This is a genomic window from Geodermatophilus sp. SYSU D01045 (genome assembly GCF_054050295.1).
Map to the genome: position 1 here is coordinate 45,797 of NZ_JBJGZB010000001.1, position 16,306 is coordinate 62,102.

Annotated in this window: 20 protein-coding genes, 1 tRNA gene and 1 pseudogene; 9 read left to right on the plus strand and 13 right to left on the minus strand. The window is 76.1% G+C overall.

Features of this window, described 5'->3' with window-relative positions:
* Window positions 1-35: 35 nt before the first annotated feature.
* Window positions 36-461, minus strand: a complete 426-nt coding sequence (locus ACI798_RS00260) for a DUF4304 domain-containing protein (protein ID WP_457046885.1) — start codon at window positions 459-461, stop codon at window positions 36-38.
* 282 nt (window positions 462-743) lie between these two features.
* Between ACI798_RS00260 and ACI798_RS00265 the strand changes: the two genes are divergently transcribed.
* Both ACI798_RS00265 and ACI798_RS00270 read left to right on the plus strand, forming a co-directional pair.
* A complete protein-coding gene (locus ACI798_RS00265; RefSeq protein ID WP_457046886.1) occupies window positions 744-1,430 on the plus strand; it encodes an MBL fold metallo-hydrolase in 687 nt (228 codons plus the stop codon).
* Between the two features lie 132 nt (window positions 1,431-1,562).
* On the plus strand, window positions 1,563-2,006 hold the full coding sequence (locus ACI798_RS00270) for a VOC family protein (protein ID WP_456940856.1): 444 nt from the start codon (window positions 1,563-1,565) through the stop codon (window positions 2,004-2,006).
* 80 nt (window positions 2,007-2,086) lie between these two features.
* On the opposite strand, the gene ACI798_RS00275 is transcribed toward ACI798_RS00270, so the two are convergent.
* Window positions 2,087-2,761 (minus strand): PaaI family thioesterase, encoded by a 675-nt coding sequence (locus tag ACI798_RS00275; protein ID WP_456940857.1) that lies wholly within the window; start codon window positions 2,759-2,761, stop codon window positions 2,087-2,089.
* Window positions 2,754-3,908, minus strand: a complete 1,155-nt coding sequence (locus ACI798_RS00280) for an acyl-CoA dehydrogenase family protein (protein ID WP_456940858.1) — start codon at window positions 3,906-3,908, stop codon at window positions 2,754-2,756. Before ACI798_RS00280 ends, ACI798_RS00275 begins: the two co-directional genes overlap by 8 nt.
* Before the next feature lie 211 nt (window positions 3,909-4,119).
* Here ACI798_RS00280 and ACI798_RS00285 point away from each other — a divergent pair.
* Window positions 4,120-4,383 (plus strand): annotated as a pseudogene (locus ACI798_RS00285) (STAS domain-containing protein); the annotation flags it as partial.
* A gap of 498 nt (window positions 4,384-4,881) precedes the next feature.
* Here ACI798_RS00285 and ACI798_RS00290 read toward each other — a convergent pair.
* Window positions 4,882-5,736: an aldo/keto reductase gene (locus ACI798_RS00290; protein ID WP_456942324.1), complete on the minus strand. Its 855-nt coding sequence runs from the start codon at window positions 5,734-5,736 to the stop codon at window positions 4,882-4,884.
* Window positions 5,737-5,864: 128 nt separating this feature from the next.
* Here ACI798_RS00290 and ACI798_RS00295 point away from each other — a divergent pair, with 128 nt between their 5' ends.
* A complete protein-coding gene (locus ACI798_RS00295) occupies window positions 5,865-6,446 on the plus strand; it encodes a histidine phosphatase family protein (RefSeq protein WP_456942323.1) in 582 nt (193 codons plus the stop codon).
* On the opposite strand, the gene ACI798_RS00300 is transcribed toward ACI798_RS00295, so the two are convergent.
* On the minus strand, window positions 6,424-7,521 hold the full coding sequence (locus ACI798_RS00300; RefSeq protein WP_456942322.1) for an EAL domain-containing protein: 1,098 nt from the start codon (window positions 7,519-7,521) through the stop codon (window positions 6,424-6,426). The genes ACI798_RS00295 and ACI798_RS00300 overlap by 23 nt on opposite strands.
* Window positions 7,522-7,642: 121 nt before the next feature.
* Between ACI798_RS00300 and ACI798_RS00305 the strand changes: the two genes are divergently transcribed.
* The gene (locus tag ACI798_RS00305; protein ID WP_456942321.1) at window positions 7,643-8,254 is read left to right on the plus strand and encodes a TetR/AcrR family transcriptional regulator; all 612 of its coding nucleotides are present in this window, start codon (window positions 7,643-7,645) and stop codon (window positions 8,252-8,254) included.
* Window positions 8,255-8,257: 3 nt separating this feature from the next.
* On the opposite strand, the gene ACI798_RS00310 is transcribed toward ACI798_RS00305, so the two are convergent.
* Both ACI798_RS00310 and ACI798_RS00315 read right to left on the minus strand, forming a co-directional pair.
* Window positions 8,258-8,755 carry a DUF427 domain-containing protein gene (locus ACI798_RS00310; RefSeq protein ID WP_457046887.1) on the minus strand — a complete coding sequence of 166 codons (498 nt, stop codon included), beginning with the start codon at window positions 8,753-8,755 and terminating at the stop codon, window positions 8,258-8,260.
* A 7-nt stretch (window positions 8,756-8,762) separates the two neighbouring features.
* Window positions 8,763-8,993, minus strand: coding sequence for a DUF3618 domain-containing protein (locus ACI798_RS00315; protein ID WP_387985736.1), 231 nt, complete (start codon window positions 8,991-8,993; stop codon window positions 8,763-8,765).
* A 102-nt stretch (window positions 8,994-9,095) separates the two neighbouring features.
* Here ACI798_RS00315 and ACI798_RS00320 point away from each other — a divergent pair.
* Window positions 9,096-9,176: transfer RNA gene (locus tag ACI798_RS00320), tRNA-Leu, on the plus strand.
* A gap of 8 nt (window positions 9,177-9,184) precedes the next feature.
* Here the strand turns inward: ACI798_RS00320 and ACI798_RS00325 are convergent.
* A complete protein-coding gene (locus ACI798_RS00325) occupies window positions 9,185-10,105 on the minus strand; it encodes a DUF6910 family protein (RefSeq protein WP_457046888.1) in 921 nt (306 codons plus the stop codon).
* A gap of 220 nt (window positions 10,106-10,325) precedes the next feature.
* On the opposite strand from ACI798_RS00325, the gene ACI798_RS00330 reads away from it, so the two are divergent.
* Window positions 10,326-11,312: a hypothetical protein gene (locus ACI798_RS00330; RefSeq protein WP_457046889.1), complete on the plus strand. Its 987-nt coding sequence runs from the start codon at window positions 10,326-10,328 to the stop codon at window positions 11,310-11,312.
* Window positions 11,313-11,328: 16 nt separating this feature from the next.
* Here the strand turns inward: ACI798_RS00330 and ACI798_RS00335 are convergent, their stop codons facing one another.
* The 5 genes from ACI798_RS00335 to rph form a co-directional block, all read right to left on the minus strand.
* Entirely contained in the window at window positions 11,329-11,490 is a 162-nt protein-coding gene (locus ACI798_RS00335; protein WP_456942317.1) for a hypothetical protein, read from the minus strand.
* A gap of 20 nt (window positions 11,491-11,510) precedes the next feature.
* On the minus strand, window positions 11,511-12,713 hold the full coding sequence (locus ACI798_RS00340; protein WP_456942316.1) for a glycosyltransferase: 1,203 nt from the start codon (window positions 12,711-12,713) through the stop codon (window positions 11,511-11,513).
* Window positions 12,714-12,801: 88 nt separating this feature from the next.
* A complete protein-coding gene (locus ACI798_RS00345; protein ID WP_456942315.1) occupies window positions 12,802-13,887 on the minus strand; it encodes an HPP family protein in 1,086 nt (361 codons plus the stop codon).
* A gap of 88 nt (window positions 13,888-13,975) precedes the next feature.
* Complete coding sequence (gene rdgB / locus ACI798_RS00350) at window positions 13,976-14,587, minus strand: RdgB/HAM1 family non-canonical purine NTP pyrophosphatase (protein WP_456942314.1); 612 nt, start codon at window positions 14,585-14,587, stop codon at window positions 13,976-13,978.
* On the minus strand, window positions 14,584-15,306 hold the full coding sequence (rph, locus tag ACI798_RS00355; RefSeq protein ID WP_456942313.1) for a ribonuclease PH: 723 nt from the start codon (window positions 15,304-15,306) through the stop codon (window positions 14,584-14,586). Before rph ends, rdgB begins: the two co-directional genes overlap by 4 nt.
* A 60-nt stretch (window positions 15,307-15,366) precedes the next feature.
* Between rph and ACI798_RS00360 the strand changes: the two genes are divergently transcribed.
* Both ACI798_RS00360 and bcp read left to right on the plus strand, forming a co-directional pair.
* Window positions 15,367-15,771 (plus strand): YjbQ family protein, encoded by a 405-nt coding sequence (locus ACI798_RS00360; RefSeq protein ID WP_456942312.1) that lies wholly within the window; start codon window positions 15,367-15,369, stop codon window positions 15,769-15,771.
* Between the two features lie 46 nt (window positions 15,772-15,817).
* Window positions 15,818-16,306, plus strand: a complete 489-nt coding sequence (gene bcp / locus ACI798_RS00365; protein WP_456942311.1) for a thioredoxin-dependent thiol peroxidase — start codon at window positions 15,818-15,820, stop codon at window positions 16,304-16,306.

Below are 16,306 nucleotides of genomic sequence, written 5' to 3' on the forward strand. Positions count from 1 at the left end.
TTCGACCCCCGAGGTCGCCCGAGAGTCCCTGCCCCTCAGTCGCCGCTTCGAGCGTGCAGCAGGCGGGGGAGGCCGAACTGCTGTACGGCCCGCACGACCTCCGCCGCCAACGTCGCCGTGGCGGTGGCTGGTGTCAGCTCCCACCACACGTCGTCGTGCGGGGGCATCAGTTCGCCCAGTCGCAGGTAGGTGCCCACGGGGCCCTGCACGGTGGCCGAGGGCTTGCCCCACCACGCCCGCCGGCCCCGCTTCCACGCCGACTTGCTGATCACAGCCAGATTCACGGTGAAGCGAACGGCCTCTGCGGTGTTGGACTGCGAACCCTGGAGTCCCACGAGGAGGTACTGGTCGGGGTCGGGCAGGACGAAGTCGCGAGCGGAGCCCTGCATGCCCAGCTCGCGGAGTGCGGGAGCGATCTCCTGGCGGAGCATCCGCTCGTACTGGTCCTGCGCAGTGGCCATGCGCGCATGGTGACCGAGTGCTGTTCGCGGCACCGCAGCGCATGGGTGGACACCCACCCGCGCCTCCTGGTCAGCTGCTTCGGGACGGAGGGCGGCGTGAAGGGCACTGGCTGTTCAGCGAGTGCAGGTAGCAGCGTCGTCGATCGCCCAGTCGTGTCGTCGGCAGTGGTCGTCGTCCGCCTCCGAGTCGCTGATCGCACCGATGAGTCACGACAACTCGAACCGTCCACGCATCAGCGCCACCTCACCCGGCAGCCGTGTAGACGGTGGAGGAGCTCGTCGATGACCCAGATCCCCGACCACCACCTCGGCGGTCGGAACAGGGTGGACGCCCCCGCGTCCACCACCGTCACGCCGGTCCTCGTCGCCGACATGCTCGTCGAGGGCGAGCGGATGCCGGTCTACGTGCACGTGATCGACCATCCCGATGCGCGCGCGCTCGTCGACACCGGCATGACGGAGCTGCACCCGGCGGGAGCCGACCTCGACCTCCGCCTCTGGCCACTGAGCGAGCAGGACTTCGACCTGGCCGGCATCGACGTCGTCGTCAACACGCACCTGCACGCCGACCACTGCGGCGGCAACCACCTCTTCGCCGGCAAGCCGATCCACGTCCAGCGGCGGGAGCTCGACGACGCGCGCAGCGAGGACGGCTACACCATCCGCGAGTGGGTCGACGCGCCCGGCGTGCGGTACGTGCCGGTCGACGGCGAGCTCGAGCTGCTTCCCGGGCTCCGACTCGTCCCGGCACCGGGCCACACGCCCGGCACGCAGGTGGTCGTCGTCGAGACCGGCGGGCGCCCGGTCGTCATCGGCGGCGACATGGCGGTCTGGTCCGGCGAGCTCGACGAGCCGCACACCGAGGGCCAGCTGCTGGTGCGTGCTCTCGACCCCGAGCTGGTCTGGCTCGCGCACGAGCACGAGCCCTGGCGACCCCGTAACGCCAAAGGCACCACGACGGTGTCCTGACCGGGTCGGAGTGCGGAGCTCCGAGCCGGGATCGACCGGTCAGTTCCGCCGGCCGGGGAGGTCTCCCAGGACGTACGCCGTCGAGCCACCGAGTGGAGACCCCGCATCACCAGTCCCGCACACCCCGGCCGGATGCTGTTCGTGAACGTGCCCGTCGCGGACCTCGAGCGCAGCAAGGCCTTCTTCGCGGAGCTCGGGTGCACCTTCGACCCGAGCTCCACCGACGAGACCGCCGCCTGCATGCTCGTCGGCGAGCAGGCCTTCGTCATGCTGCTCAGCCGGGAGGAGTTCGCGGAGTTCTCCGAGCTGCCGATCGCCGATCCCCGGACCCACGCGCTGGCCCTGTACTGCTTCAGCGTGTCCTCCCGCGAGGAGGTCGACGCGTTCAGCGCGGCCGCGCTCGCGGCGGGCGGCTCCGAGGCGGATGGCGCCGAGGACCTCGGCTTCGTGTACTCCCGCAGCTTCTCCGACCCGGACGGCCACGGGTGGCAGGTCATGTGGATGGACCCGGCGGCGGCCGAGCAGGGCCCCGAGGCGGTCGCGCCCTCGGTGCAGGAGGCCGACGCGCCGGCTTGACCCACCACCACGCTCCGCTCGTGTGCCGTCGTGGTGCGGGCAGCAGCGACGGCGCGTGTGATCCGGAGGCAGGCTCCTGGTCAGCTCCGGGACGTCCAGGCGCCGACCGAGCGGCCGGTGGCCGCGAAGACGTCGGCCGCCTGCTCCGCCCGCAGCGCCACGAACAGGCCCTCCGCCTCGGCGAGCACCACCTCGGGGCTGTCCTCGGCCACCAGCCGGGCGTGCGCGGTGGTGCGCCGGCCGACGGTCTCCCCCATCTCGGCGGTCAGCAGCAGCGGCACCCCGAGGTGCACCGGGCGCCGGTACTTGACGGTCAGGATCGCGGTCAGCCCGCCGCGGCCGGCGGCGCGCAGCGCGCGGGCCAGGACGTGGTCGAGCAGCGTGGCCACCACGCCGCCGTGCACGAGCCCGGGCGGTCCCTCGTGCGCCTTGCCCACGGTGACCCGGCCGGTCGCCGTCCCGTCGGGGGTGTCGGTGGCCACCAGCGGCGGCGCCACCGGGCTGCCCGGCCCGTACACCGGGCTGTACCAGCGCTCGCCGGTCTCCGGGTCGTCGACGCGGGCGATCTCGTGCAGGCCGCGGCCGGTCACCCGCAGCCGGGCCGCCAGCTCCCGCGCGACGGCGGCCACCGCCTCCAGCTCGGCCTCCGGCACCTCCGTGCGGACGGCGGCGTCGACCAGCTCGCGCAGCGCGTCGCCCAGTTCGCCGACGGCGACCCGCCGGGCCGCCCGCTCCTCCGGTGGGGGTTCAGCCACGGGGCATGCCAGCCGCGCGCAGCAGCCCGCCGCCGACGATGACCCGCTGCACCTCGCTGGTGCCCTCGTACAGCCGGTAGAGGCGGGCGTCGCGGTAGAAGCGCTCGACCGGGGTGGTCCGCAGGTAGCCCATGCCGCCGTGCACCTGGACGGCGCGGTCGGTCGCCCGGCCGACCATCTCGCTGCACCACAGCTTCGCCGACGACGGGCCGATCGAGGTGTCCTCGCCGGAGTCGTAGCGGGCGGCGACCTCGCGGACCATCGCCCGCCCGGCCAGGGTCTCGGCGTGCACGTCTGCGATCAGCGCCTGCACCAGCTGGAACCGCCCGATCGGCGCGCCGCCCTGCTTGGCGGTGGCGGCGTAGGCGACCGACTCGTCGAGCACCCGCTGCGCCATGCCGACGCACAGCGCCGCGATGTGCAGCCGGCCGCGGGACAGCACGGTGAGCGCCTTGGAGTAGCCGCGCCCCTCCTCGCCGATCAGCGCGTCGGCCGGCACGTGGACGTCGTCGAGGAAGACCTCCGAGGTCCACGCCCCCGACTGGCCCATCTTCTTGTCCCTGGGGCCGAGCGTGACGCCGGGCGCCTCGGCGTCGACGACGAAGCTGGAGATCCCCCGGCCGCCCTTCTCCTCCGGGTCGGTCCGGGCGAAGACGACGAACAGGTCGGCCAGCGGCGCGTTGGTGATGTACCGCTTGGCGCCGTTGAGCACCCAGCCGTCGCCGTCGCGGCGGGCGCTGGTGCGCAGGCCCGCCGGGTCCGAGCCGGCCTCGGCCTCGGTGAGCGCGAAGGAGCCGATCAGCTCACCGGCGGCCAGCCGCGGCAGGTACGCCTTCTTCTGCTCGTCGCTGCCGAACTTCGCGATCACCTGCCCGGCGATGCCGTTGTTCGTGCCGAACAGGGACCGGAAGGCCGGCGTCGTGTAGCCGAACTCGAAGGCGAGCTCGACGTCCTCGCTCATGGAGACGCCCAGGCCGCCGTACTCCTCGGGCAGCGCGTAGCCGAACAGGCCCATCTCCGCCGCTGCAGCGCGCAGCTCCTCGGGGATGCGGTCGTCGAGGTCGATCTCCTCCTCGCGCGGGACGACCACCTCCCGCACCAGCTGGCGCACCGCGTCCCGGATCTGCGTGAAGTCCTCGGCGTCCACGCCCCCATGGTGCCGTCCCGGGCGGCCTCCCGACGAGCCGGGGGCGCAACACAGCCGCGCGGGTGTTACGGACGACTGTGGACGGAAAGTCGTGGGACGGACACTCCCCGTTGCCGGTGACGGTCAGCCGCACTAGCGTCACCGACGGCACCCGAACCAGCGGCGCCGCGTCCTCCCCCCGGGAGCCCCCGTGCACCTCTCCGTCGCCGTCGTGCCCGCACCGGACCAGGTCGTCGTCCGGCTGACCGGCGACGCCTGCCGCCCGACCCTCCCCCGGCTGGCCGCGGGCCTGACCCGCGCCGCGGAGCACGGCACCCCCAGCGTCGTCGTCGACGTGGCCGGCGCCCGCTTCCTGGACCGCGCCGCGCTGCGGACCCTCGCCGGCTTCAGCGACACCCTCACCGCCGCCGGCCGGCGGTGCCGGGTGGTCGGGGCCCCCGCGGCCACCCGCCGCCAGGTGGCCGAGGCCGGCCTCGCCGGTGTCCTGGAACTCGACGGCCCGCTCACCGGGGCCGACCCGGTGCGGCCCCTGCCGCGGCCGGCCGCCGAGTCCCTGACCGACCCGCGCCCCACGCAGCCCCTCCCCGTCCAGCCGCTGCTCGCCGCGGCGGACCGGCCGGTCCCGGCGCCGGCGCCGGCGCCCGCGCCGGCGCGCGAGGCCCCCCGCCCCCCCCGCGCCCCGGCCCACCCCACCCCGGGACCCCCCCGCGGCTCCCCCCCCCCCCCCCCCCCCCCCCCCCCCCCCCCCCCCCCCCCCCCCCCCCCCCCCCCCCCCCCCCCCCCCCCCCCCCCCCCCCCCGCCCCCCCCGCCGGCGCGCGAGGACGCCCGCCGGCCGCGGGCTGCGGCCCACCCGATGCGGGGACCGGCCGGCGGGTCCCGCCGGCGCGTCCCCGTCCCGCTGGACCGCTGGCGTTAGGCCCCCTGCAGGGTCCCGCCGCGAGCGTGCGAGCGGTGGGGCCAGGGGGTCCTTCGTCAGGCGAGGGCGTCCAGGCGGGCCATGTCCTCGTCGGAGAGGGTCAGCCGCGCCGCGCCCATGTTCTCGGTGAGGTGGTCCACCGACTTCGTGCCGGGGATGGGCAGCACCACCGGCGACTTCTGCAGCAGCCAGGCCAGCGCGACCTGCGCCGGGGTGGCGTCCAGCTCGCGGGCGATGTCGGCCACCGGGCTGTGCGGGGCGGCGAGGTCGCCGGTCGCGATCGGGAACCACGGGATGAACGCGATCCCGTTGTCGGTGGCGTGGTCGAGGACGTCCTGCGACTGCCGGTTGGTCAGGTTGTAGAGGTTCTGCACGCTGACGACGTCGACGATCTCGCGGGCCGCCTGCAGCTCCTCGACCGAGACCTCGGAGACGCCGATGTGGCGGACCTTGCCCTCGTCCTGCAGCTCCTTGAACGCGCCGAGCTGGTCGGCCAGCGGCACCTCGGCGTCGATGCGGTGCAGCTGGATGAGGTCGATGCGCTCGACCCGCAGGTGGCGCAGCGACAGCTCGACCTGCTGCTTGAGGTAGGCGGGGCGCCCGACCGGCGTCCAGATGCCCGGGCCCTGGCGGGTCAGGCCGGCCTTCGTGGCGACGACCAGGCCCTCCGGGTACGGGTGCAGGGCCTCGGCGATGATCTGCTCGCTGACGAACGGCCCGTAGGAGTCGGCGGTGTCGATGAGGTCGACGCCCTGCTCGACGGCGGCGCGGACCACGCGGAGGGCGGCGTCGCGGTCGGCCGGCTCCCCCCAGACACCCGGGCCGGGCAGCTGCATGGCGCCGTAGCCGAGGCGGTGGACGGCGAGGTCGCCGCCGATGGCGAAGGTGTCGGCAGGTGCGGTGGCGGTCATGGACCCTCCCGGTGCGTGTGCCCCGGGCCGGCTGCCCGGGGACCCGCATCCCGCCAGCACGGCGGTCCGCGCCGGTCTTCCCGGCACGCCGGTGGTGTGACCGGTGACACGCGAGCGAGAGGACGGCGATGGGCGAGATCCTGGTGCTGCGGCACGGCGCGACCGAGTGGAGCAGGAGCGGCCAGCACACCGGCGTGACCGACCTGCCGCTGCTGCCCGAGGGCGAGGAGCGGGCCCGCTCCCTGGCCCCGGCGCTGGCCGAGCGGCACGTCGTCGAGGTGTGGACCAGCCCCCGTCAGCGCGCCCGGCGCACCGCCGAGCTGGCCGGGCTGACCGCCACCGCCGTCGACGAGGACCTCGTCGAGCTCGACTACGGCGGCTACGAGGGCCGCACCACCGCCGAGATCAGCGAGGAGCTCGGCCGGGAGTGGTCGGTCTGGCGCGATCCGGTGGTGGCGGGCGAGACCCCGGGCGAGTCCCTCGAGCAGGTCGGCGAGCGGGTCGACCGGGTGCTGGCCCGGGCGCGGGCCCGGCTCGCCGACGGCGACGTCGCCCTCGTCGCGCACGGGCACGTGCTCCGGGTCCTCACCGCGCGCTGGCTGGGCCTCGAGCCCGCCGCGGGGGCGCTGTTCGCGCTGCCGGCCGGTGCCTACGGGGTACTCGGGCACGAGCACGCGCGCCCGGTGCTCACGGGATGGGGACTGGGCTGAGGTCCGCCGGCCCGGCCGCGCCGGCGGGCGCGACGGGCCGGCCGAACAGCCAGCCCTGCGCGAGGTCGGCGCCGAGCGCGGCCACCTCCGCGGCCACCTGCTCGGTCTCCACGCCCTCCGCGACGACGACCGCCCCCAGCCGGTGCGCGTGCTCGGTCACCGTCCGCACCACCGCGCGGGCGCCGTCGTCGGGCAGCGCGGACACCAGCGCCCGGCCGAGCTTGACGACGTCGGGCCGGACGACGTCGAGCAGCGAGCGGCTCGACCACCCGGCGGCCACCTCGTCGAGGGCCACCCGCCAGCCACGCTCGCGGTAGGCCTCCAGGACGGCGAGCAGGTGCCCGCGGTCGGCGACGGCGGCCCGCTCGCCCACCTCCAGCACCAGCTGCCGCGGCTCCAGCCCCGCGACCTCCAGGGCCTCGACGGTGCCGGCGAGGTCGGCGTCGGGGTGCAGCACCGAGGTGGGCCGGGTGTTGACGAACAGGTCGGCGCCGCCGAGCCAGCCCGCCGCGCCGGCGATGGCGCACTCGCGGCCGACCCGGTCCAACCGGGTGAGCCAGCCCGCGGAGTCGGCGACGAAGAACAGGTCCCCGCCGTCGACGGTGCGCCCGTCGGAGTCCCCGCGCAGCAGCGCCTCGTGGGCGACGACGGCACGGTCGGCCAGCGTCACGATCGGCTGGTACGCCGACCACAGCTCGGCCTCGGCGAGCACGCCGACCTCGGCGGTCACGCCGCGGCGCGCCAGCTCCTGCGCCAGGGTCGGCGCGGTGAGCAGGCCGAGGGTGAGCGCGGTGTACTCACCGGCCGGGTCGGTGGCCACCCGCACCGCCTCGGCCTCGGCCCCGGTCAGCGCGCGGGAGAGCCGGTCGAAGAACACCTCCACGCGGACGCCGTCGCGCTCGTCGGACAGGTCGAGCAGCCCGGGGGCGGCGAACACCGACAGCCCGACCGCGCGGGCGACGGCGGCCACGGCGGGCAGCACGTTCTCCTCCGCGGTCGCCAGCAGCACGCGGGTCGCGGTCTCGGGCAGGGGCCACTCCTCGCGCCGCCGCGCCGCGCCGATCGGACTCGCCACGCGCAGCAGGATGACCGACCGGCCCGGCGCGGGCGGGCAGGCGCGCGGACGAGGTCCGACCGTTCAGGATGCCGCGCCGCGGACCGGTCTGCACGCGGCGCGCAGGCCCTAGGGTCGGTCCATGGCTGCTGTCCTCACCGAGCCGCCGACGCGCACAGGCCGCGGCGGCCGCCCGCGCGACCCCAGCCGCGACGACGTCATCCGCGCGGCCATCCTCCGGCTGCTCGGGGAGGTCGGGTACGGCGCGCTGACCATGGACGCCGTCGCCGCGGAGGCCGGGGTCGGGAAAGCGACCATCTACCGCCGCTGGCGCACCAAGCAGGACCTCGTCGTCGACACCGTCTCCGACCTCAACCGGGCGTGGACGGTCACCGCCGACACCGGGTCCCTCGAGGGCGATCTGCGCCAGCTCGTGCACCGCATGGTGGAGATGATGGCCAGCCCGGTCGGCGCAGCCACCCGCTCGCTGCTCGCGGCGATGCAGCACGAGCCGGCGCTGATCGAGGCGTTCCGCGAGGGCCCGCTGGCCGTCTGGCGGCGGGCCTACGACGAGGTGTGGACCCGGGCCCAGGCCCGCGGCGAGGTGGGCCCCGGGCTGCCGCAGTCGATCCCCGCCGAGGCCACCACCGCGCTGCTGGTGCAGCGCTGGCTGGTCACCCGCGAGCCGGTGGACGCCGCCTACGCCGACGCCGTGCTCGAGACGGTGGTCCTCCCGCTGGTCCGCCGGGGCTGACGCTCACCAGCCGAGCGTGCCCGGCTCGCCCTTGAACGGGCCGACGACGTCCGCGGTGATCCAGCCGCCGTAGAAGTCCCCCGCCTGCGCGCGCACCTGCTCGCCGTCGACCAGCGCCCGGTCGACCCGGCTCGGGTAGAAGGCCACCGCCCCGCGCAGGTGCTCGTACCCCCGGGTCGGGTCCTCGTAGGACCAGCCGACCGCCGGGTGGCGCCGCCCGTCGACGGCGGCGTCCCAGTAGGTGGCCTGCCCCTTCCACTCGCACCACGACGAGCCGGCGGCCCGCTCGAGCACCCCGGCGACGACGTCCTCGCGGGGCACGTAGTAGACCGGCGGGTGGCTGGTCTCGCAGACCCGCACCGCGCGGCCCGTCGCCGCGACCACCCGCCCGCCCAGCTCGACGACGACGCGGCGCGGCGTCACCTCGGCCGACGGCGGGCGCGGGTAGTCCCAGACCGACTCCTGACCCGGGCCGACCGGGTCGCGGCGCGGCGGGCGCACGGCCGGGTCAGTCGTTGCGGTGCCGGGCCTTCTGGACGACGACCAGCGTCACCAGCAGGCCGAGGGCGCCGACGGTGGCGCGCCCCGCCGTCGACTGCAGGAAGCGCACGACGGCGGCCTGCCCCTGGGCCCGGAGCCGCGTCGGGCTGCTCCGGTACGCCAACTGGTCCAGGGTGGCCGCCAGTGACTCACGGGCGGCGTCGATCTCCAGCTGGATCTCTCGAGGGTCGCGAGGCACGGCGACAGCCTGCCAGACACCGCGGCGACCGGCCCGTTCCGGCGATCAGCGGCACCCACGCGGGCGATGCGCCCCGGGACGCGCCCTAGACTCGGCGGCCACGCGGGAGTGGTGTAACGGCAGCCACGCCAGACTTAGGATCTGGTGCCCTCGGGCGTGCGGGTTCGACTCCCGCCTCCCGCACCCAGGGGTCAGCCCAGGCGCACGGTGAGCTCGACCTGCGGCGAGGCGAGCCCCGGGTCGTCGGCGTCGACCACCGCCAGCAGGTCGACGCGGTCACCGTCCACGCCGCGCAGGGCCAGGCCCTCGACCTTCGCCACCCGCCCGTCCACCTCCGGCACCGGCGCGACGTCGAGCACCCGCCCGTGCTCGACCAGGACGAGCGCCGTGGCCACCACCGGGCCGTCGTCGACGGCGTTCGGCGTGTCCTCCGCCGCCGCGGACAGCAGCTCCCGGCCGTCGGGCAGGGCGACGGCGTCGGTGACGGCGAGCCCGACGCCGGCGACCTCGCCGAGGTCGAGGACGTGCACCGGCCCCAGCGGCACCGCGCCGGGGTCCGCGCGCCCGAGCACGGCCGCCAGCAACGGCGCCAGCGGGACCTCGACGCAGGCGTTCGGCACCCCGGCGGCGCGGTTGCCGCGCTGGTACCAGCGGAGGACGTCGCCCGCGCGGGCGGCGCCCTCCAGGTTCCGCTGCCCGTCCGGCACCCCGAGGCGGTCGCCGACCGCGGCGTACAGCGGGCCGAGGTCGGCCGCCCGGGCGGACGGTCGGTCGCCGTCGAGGGCGACCAGCACCCCGCGGGTGCGCCTCGGCGTGGACCCCGACCCGAGCAGCAGCACCGCGGGCCGCCCGCCGGCCTCCACCGGGCTGGCCGTCTCCAGGTCGGGCTTGAGGGACTTGGTCCCGGCCGCCTCGGAGAACCGGTCGTGTCCCTCGACCGGCGGCAGCAGCCGCACCGGGACGACGCCGCCCGGGCGCTGCCAGGCCGCGGACGTGGCGTCGTCCTGGACCACGAGCCAGCCGTCGCCCAGCGGCGCGAGGCCCGAGGCCGCGGTCACCGGCGTCCCGTCGTCGAAGCGGAGCCCCCGGACGGCGGTGAGGTCGACGCGCACGGGGACGGGGTGCCCGCTCGGGCGCGGCCTCACGCGGGCGGGTGCCGGGACCGGATCACACAACTGTCTTTCCGCAGCTCAGCACGCTGAACTCCGTCCAGGGCCGCTGCACGCGCGGCGAAGCCGACGTAGCCTCGGGTCGACCGGCCGCACGACGGGGTGCCCGGGGCCGGTCCTCTTCCCCTGCACGCAGTCCTCCGGACACGACCCGTCGGAGCTCATGACCTCCCCGCGCACCGAGACCACCACCTCCCCCGGCACGAACCCCGAGCCGGTCCCCGACAAGCCCCGCACCGGACTCAGCGTCACCCAGGTGGCGGCCGGCGCCCTGGCCGCGGTGTCCGCGGCGGTCCTCGCCTCGTTCTTCGGCGTCGCCGGCACGGTGATCGGCGCCGCCCTCGTCAGCGTCGTCAGCACCGTCGGCTCCGCGCTCTACAGCGCCTCCCTGAACCGCACCGGCGAGAAGCTGAGGAAGGCCCGCGAGCAGCTGGCGCCCCGCCCCGACCCTGCGCCCGGCGCGGCGCCGACCCGGGCGATGCCCGCGGCCGGCGAGGCGGCGACCCGGGCGATGCCCGCGGCCGGCGAGGCGGCGACCCGGGAGCTGCCCGCGCACCTGGACCCGCGCCGGGCCCCGGAGCCGCGCCGGCGGATCCGCTGGCCGCGGGTGGCGGTGTACGCGGCCGCGGTCTTCGTCCTGGCCATGGGGATCGTCACCACGATCGAGCTGGTCGGGCAGAAGCCGGTGTCGGCGCTGGTCGGCGGGAACGACACCTCGTCGTCGTCCACCACGATCGGCGAGCTGTCCAACGCCTCGTCCTCGCGCGACCTGACGCCGTCGGACTCCGACCCGGCCACCCCGACGACCGAGGCGCCGGCCACGGGGACGCCCGGGGACGCCGGGGAGAGCGCGGCGCCCACGGAGGAGTCCGGGGAGTCCGCGCCGGCCACCGAGAGCGGCAGCGACGACGGCGACACCGACGGCGGCACCGAGGAGTCCGCGCCGGCCGAGCCGTCGACGCAGGCACCGGGGACCGACTCGGGCAGCGGCTCGGGCAGCGGCTCGGACAGCGGCTCGGACAGCGGCTCGGACACCGGCTCCGACAGCGGCTCGGACACCGGCTCGGACGACGGCTCGGGCGCCGAGCCGCAGGCCGAGGCGGACACCGGGGGCCAGGCGGCCGACAGCGAGGCGCCGCCGGCCGCCTGAGCCGGATCCTCCGGGATCAGTCCTTCGCGCGTCGCGGGACCAGCTTGAGCAGCGCCAGCCCGGCGAACAGCAGGGTGACGCCGGCGACCACGAACGCCAGCGCGTTGAAGCCGGTGTAGGCGAGGGCGGTCGACCCGCCCACGCCGCTGGCCGTCACGTAACCCGCCTTGCTGTACACGTGCACCTCCTCTCGGTGGATCAGCCCGCCGCGGGAGCCGCGACGTGGTGCCAGGTGGCCTCCCGGCGGCGGACGACGTCCACCAGGGAGCGGACGAAGACGGCCTGGATGAACAGGTCGTAGACGAGCTCGACGACCAGCGGCAGCGCCAGCAGCAGCGCTCGCGGGCCGCCCCTGCGGACGGTCACCAGCCGCTCGGCCAGGAAGACCAGGCCGACCGAGGCCCAGAACGGGTCCACGTGCAGCCCGCCGTCGCGGGCGAGCACCAGCACGGTGAGCAGCAGGTAGGCCTGGAAGGCGAGGACGCCGAGGCCGATGCCCAGCTGCTGGCCCCAGTAGCGCAGGGTGACCCGGGTGAGCCCGTAGTGCCGGAGGTTCTCCAGGGCGCCGCGCTGCCACCGCATCCGCTGCTTCCACAGGTCCCGCCAGGTCGGCATGATCTCGGTGACCACCGAGCACGCCGCCGGGCTGGTCATGCGCCAGCCGAGGGTCTTGAGCGCGAGGGTCAGCTCGTTGTCCTCGGTGAGCGCGAGGGTGTCGTAGACCTGCCCCTCCCGGCCCGGCAGCGTGGTGCCCCGCGCGGCGGCGACCTCCCGCAGCGCCCGGACGCGGAACAGCGTGCCCGTGCCGGTCAGCACCATGACGCGGCCGGTCCGCGAGACGTCGCGGCTGTAGCGGAGGTACTCGTTGCGCTGCAGCTGCCCGAGGACCCCGGCCCCGGGGTGCCCGTAGAACAGGCCGCCGGCGGCGCCGATGCGCGGTGAGGACTCCAGGCTGGCCGCGGCGGCCTCGAGGAAACCGGGCGCGAGCTCGGTGTCGGCGTCCATCACCAGGACGAGGTCGTCGTCGCGCAGGTCGGGCGTGGGGCCGGCGGGGACGCCGTCGTCCGCCGCGCCGCGGCGCCGGTCGGGACCGCGGCGGGGGTCGTCGGAGGCGCCCCGCCGGTCGGCGGTGGCGGTGCGGCGGAACCGCTGCACGATCGCCTGGTTGAGCGCGCCGGCCTTCTTGTCGGTGTTGCCGACGGTCTCGTAGACCTCGGCCCCGCGCTCGCGCGCGATCCGGGCGGTGTCGTCGGTGCAGTTGTCGGCGACGACGACCACGCGGTCGGGACGCCGCGTCTGCCGCTGCAGGGCGTCGAGGGTGCCGCCGATGTTCGCGGCCTCGTCGTGCGCCGGGATCAGCACGACCACCCGCGCCGTCGAGCGTCCGTCGTCGCCTGCCATGCGTCTCCCCTGCCGTCGTCCCGTCAGGGGGTCAACGGCAGCCCGGGGCCGGTCCCGCAGCCGGCGCGGGCGGGACCACCCGGAGGGGTCAAGAACCGACCAGCGCCCGGTGCAGGACGGCGACGAGCTCGGCGCGGGTGACGATCCCGGCGAGCCGGTCGTCGGAGTCGACCACCGGCAGGTGCCGCAGCCCGCGGTCGGCCATGAGCCCGACCAGCTCGGAGACCGGGGTGTCGGCGTCGACGGTGGTGACCGGGCTGGTCATGACCTTCGCGACCGGGTCGAAGTCCACGACGTCGAGGTTGAACAGGTCGTGGACGGTGACGATGCCGACGACCCGGCGGTCGGGCGTGACCACCGGCAGCGCCTTCACCGCGTGCTGGTTCATGAGCATCCGCGCGCGGTACAGCGTCTCGTCGGGCTGCACGGTCCGCACGTCCCGCTCCATGAGCGCGCCGACGCGCAGCTGCCCGAGCCGGCGGTCCAGGGCGTGCGCCTCGGCGTCGCGGACCAGCGCCAGCACGTCGCCGGGCAGCACGTCCAGGCCGCGGTCCAGCCGCTGCATCGCCGCCGTGACGTCCTCGGCCTGCAGCCCGACCCGCTCGGTGGGCGGCGCCTCGGACCCGGTGCGCGGCGGCTCGGGCACGTGCGGGTAGGGCCGGCCGGTCAGGTTGTTCACCAGCGCCGCCACGAGCAGCAGCACCAGGGTGTCGACGCCGACCGGCCACAGCGCGAACGCCCACCCGTGCTCGGCCACCGCCGCCTCGCCGACCGCCGCGAACAGCGCGCACGCGCCGCCCGGCGGGTGCACGCAGCGCAGCACCATCATCAGCGGGATCGCCACGCCGACGGCGACCGCTGCGGCGAGCGTGACGTCGTCGAGGAGCTTGCCCGCCGCGACGCCGACCAGGGTGGACAGCGTGTTGCCCGCGAGCACGGGATAGGGCTGGGCCAGCGGGCTGGCCGGCGCGGCGAACAGCAGCACCGCGGTGGCGCCCATCGGCGCGACGATCCACGGCAGCCCGGCCGGCCCGCCGGGGACCGCGTGGGCGGTCAGCGCGGCCAGCGCGATGCCGGCCAGGGCGCCCAGCCCGCCGCGGAGCACCTCGGAGCGGCGGTAGCCCACCGGCGAGGGCCGCAGCCCGGTCCTCCACGCCCTGACGTCCGCGCGCACCCCGCTCCCCTCCCGCGGGCCCCCGCCCGCCGCGGGCGTGGACCCTACGTCGTCGGGGCGGGATCCAGGTGCCGCCGCGGCGCGGAGGTCAGGCCGCGCCGAGCGCCTGGGCGATCACCGGGACGAGCGCGGCGAAGGCCTGACCGCGGTGGCTGCGGGCGTCCTTCTCGGCGGGCTCGAGTTCGGCGGCGGTGCGGTCCAGGCCGTCGGCGACGAACACCGGGTCGTAGCCGAAGCCGTTGCTGCCTCGCGGCTCGCGGACCACCCGGCCGCGCCACTGCCGCTCGACGACCGACTCCGCGCCGTCGGGGGTGACCAGGGCGGCGGCGCACACGAACGCCCCGCCGCGCCGCTCGTCGGGGACGTCGCCGATCTGGCCGAGCAGCAGCGCGGTGTTGGCGGCGTCGTCGCCGTGCCGGCCCGACCAGCGCGCCGAGAGCACCCCGGGCATGCCGTTGAGCGCGTCGACGGCGAGGCCCGAGTCGTCGGCCACCGCCGGCAGGCCCGTGTACCGGACCGCCTCCCGCGCCTTGAGCAGCGCGTTCTCCGCGAACGTCGCGCCGGTCTCGGGGGCCTCCGGGTACTCGGGGACGTCGCGCAGGCCGACCACCTCGATCCCCGGGACGGCGTCGGACAGCAGCCGCTGCAGCTCGGCGAGCTTGCCGGCGTTGCGGGTGGCCAGCAGCAGGCGGGTCGTCATCGCTGCAGCGCCTCCTGCTGGACGCGGGTGAGCTCGGCGCACCCGGCGACGGCGAGGTCGAGCAGCCGGTCGAGGGTGGGCCGGTCGAACACCGCGCCCTCGGCGGTGCCCTGCACCTCCACGAACCCGCCCTGCCCGGTGCAGACGACGTTCATGTCGGTGCCGGCGCGCACGTCCTCCTCGTAGGCGAGGTCCAGCCGCGGCTCGCCGTCGACCACGCCGACGCTCACCGCCGCCACCGACTGCACGATCGCGGTCTTCCTCGCCTGCTTCCGGCGGTCGGCCAGCCACGAGACGGCGTCGGCGAGGGCGACGTAGGCGCCGGTGATGGCCGCCGTCCGGGTGCCGCCGTCGGCCTGCAGGACGTCGCAGTCGAGGGCGATGCTGTTCTCCCCCAGCGCCGCGAGGTCGATCGAGGCGCGCAGCGAGCGGCCGATGAGCCGGCTGATCTCGTGGGTACGCCCGCCGATCCGGCCCTTGACCGACTCGCGGTCGCCCCGGGTGTGCGTGGCGCGCGGCAGCATGGCGTACTCGGCGGTGACCCAGCCCAGGCCCGAGCCCTTCCGCCAGCGCGGCACGCCCTCGGTGACGCTGGCCGCGCACAGCACGCGGGTGCGGCCGAACTCGACGAGCACCGAGCCCTCGGCGTGGTCGAGCCAGTTGCGGGTGATGGTCACCGGGCGGAGCTGGTCGGCCGCGCGGCCGTCGGGGCGGGTCACGGGCACCGAGCCTATCGACGTCGGCACGCCGTCCTCCGGGCGAGATGCCACGATCGCCCCGTGCGATCGGAGCTGCGGACGGTGCGGACCGGCGGGCAGCCGGTGGTGGTCGACCTGACCGGCGAGTGCGAGGACTTCGTCCGTCAGGAGGACGACGGCCTGCTGTCCGTGTTCGTCCCGCACGCCACGGCCGGGCTGGCGGTCATCGAGACCGGCGCGGGCAGCGACGACGACCTGCTCGCCCAGCTCGACGAGCTGCTGCCCCGCGACGACCGCTGGCGTCACCGGCACGGCAGCCCCGGCCACGGCCGCGACCACGTGCTGCCGGCGTTCGTGCCGCCGCACCTGGGCGTGCCGGTGCTCGGGGGCCGGCTGCAGCTGGGCACCTGGCAGCGGATCTGCCTGGTCGACCCCAACGGCGACAACCCCGAGCGGCAGGTGCGGCTGTCGTTCCTCCGCGGCTGACGCCCCGATCCCCTCCCCCGCCGGACGGGCACGGCATCATCGCTGCATGACCGAGACCGCGCCCGCTCCCGTCCGCCTCGCGCCCGGTGACCCGGCGCCGGACTTCACGCTGCCCGACGCCGACGGCACCCCGGTCTCCCTCGCCGACCGCCGCGGCCGCCGGGTGGTCGTCTACTGCTACCCCGCCGCCCTCACCCCGGGCTGCACCACCCAGGCCGTCGACTTCACCGCCGCGGCCGGGGAGCTGGCCGAGGCCGGGCTGGACATCATCGGCATCTCCCCCGACCCGCCGGAGAAGCTGCAGCGCTTCCGCGAGCAGGAGGGCCTGGGCATCACGTTGCTGTCCGACCCGGACAAGCGCGTGCTCACCGCCTACGGCGCCTTCGGCACCAAGAAGCTGTACGGCAAGGAGGTGCAGGGCGTGATCCGCTCGACCTTCGTCGTCGACGCTGAGGGCCGCATCGAGCGGGCCGCCTACAACGTCAAGGCCACCGGGCACGTGGCGAAGCTGCGCCGCGACCTGGGCCTGGGCTGA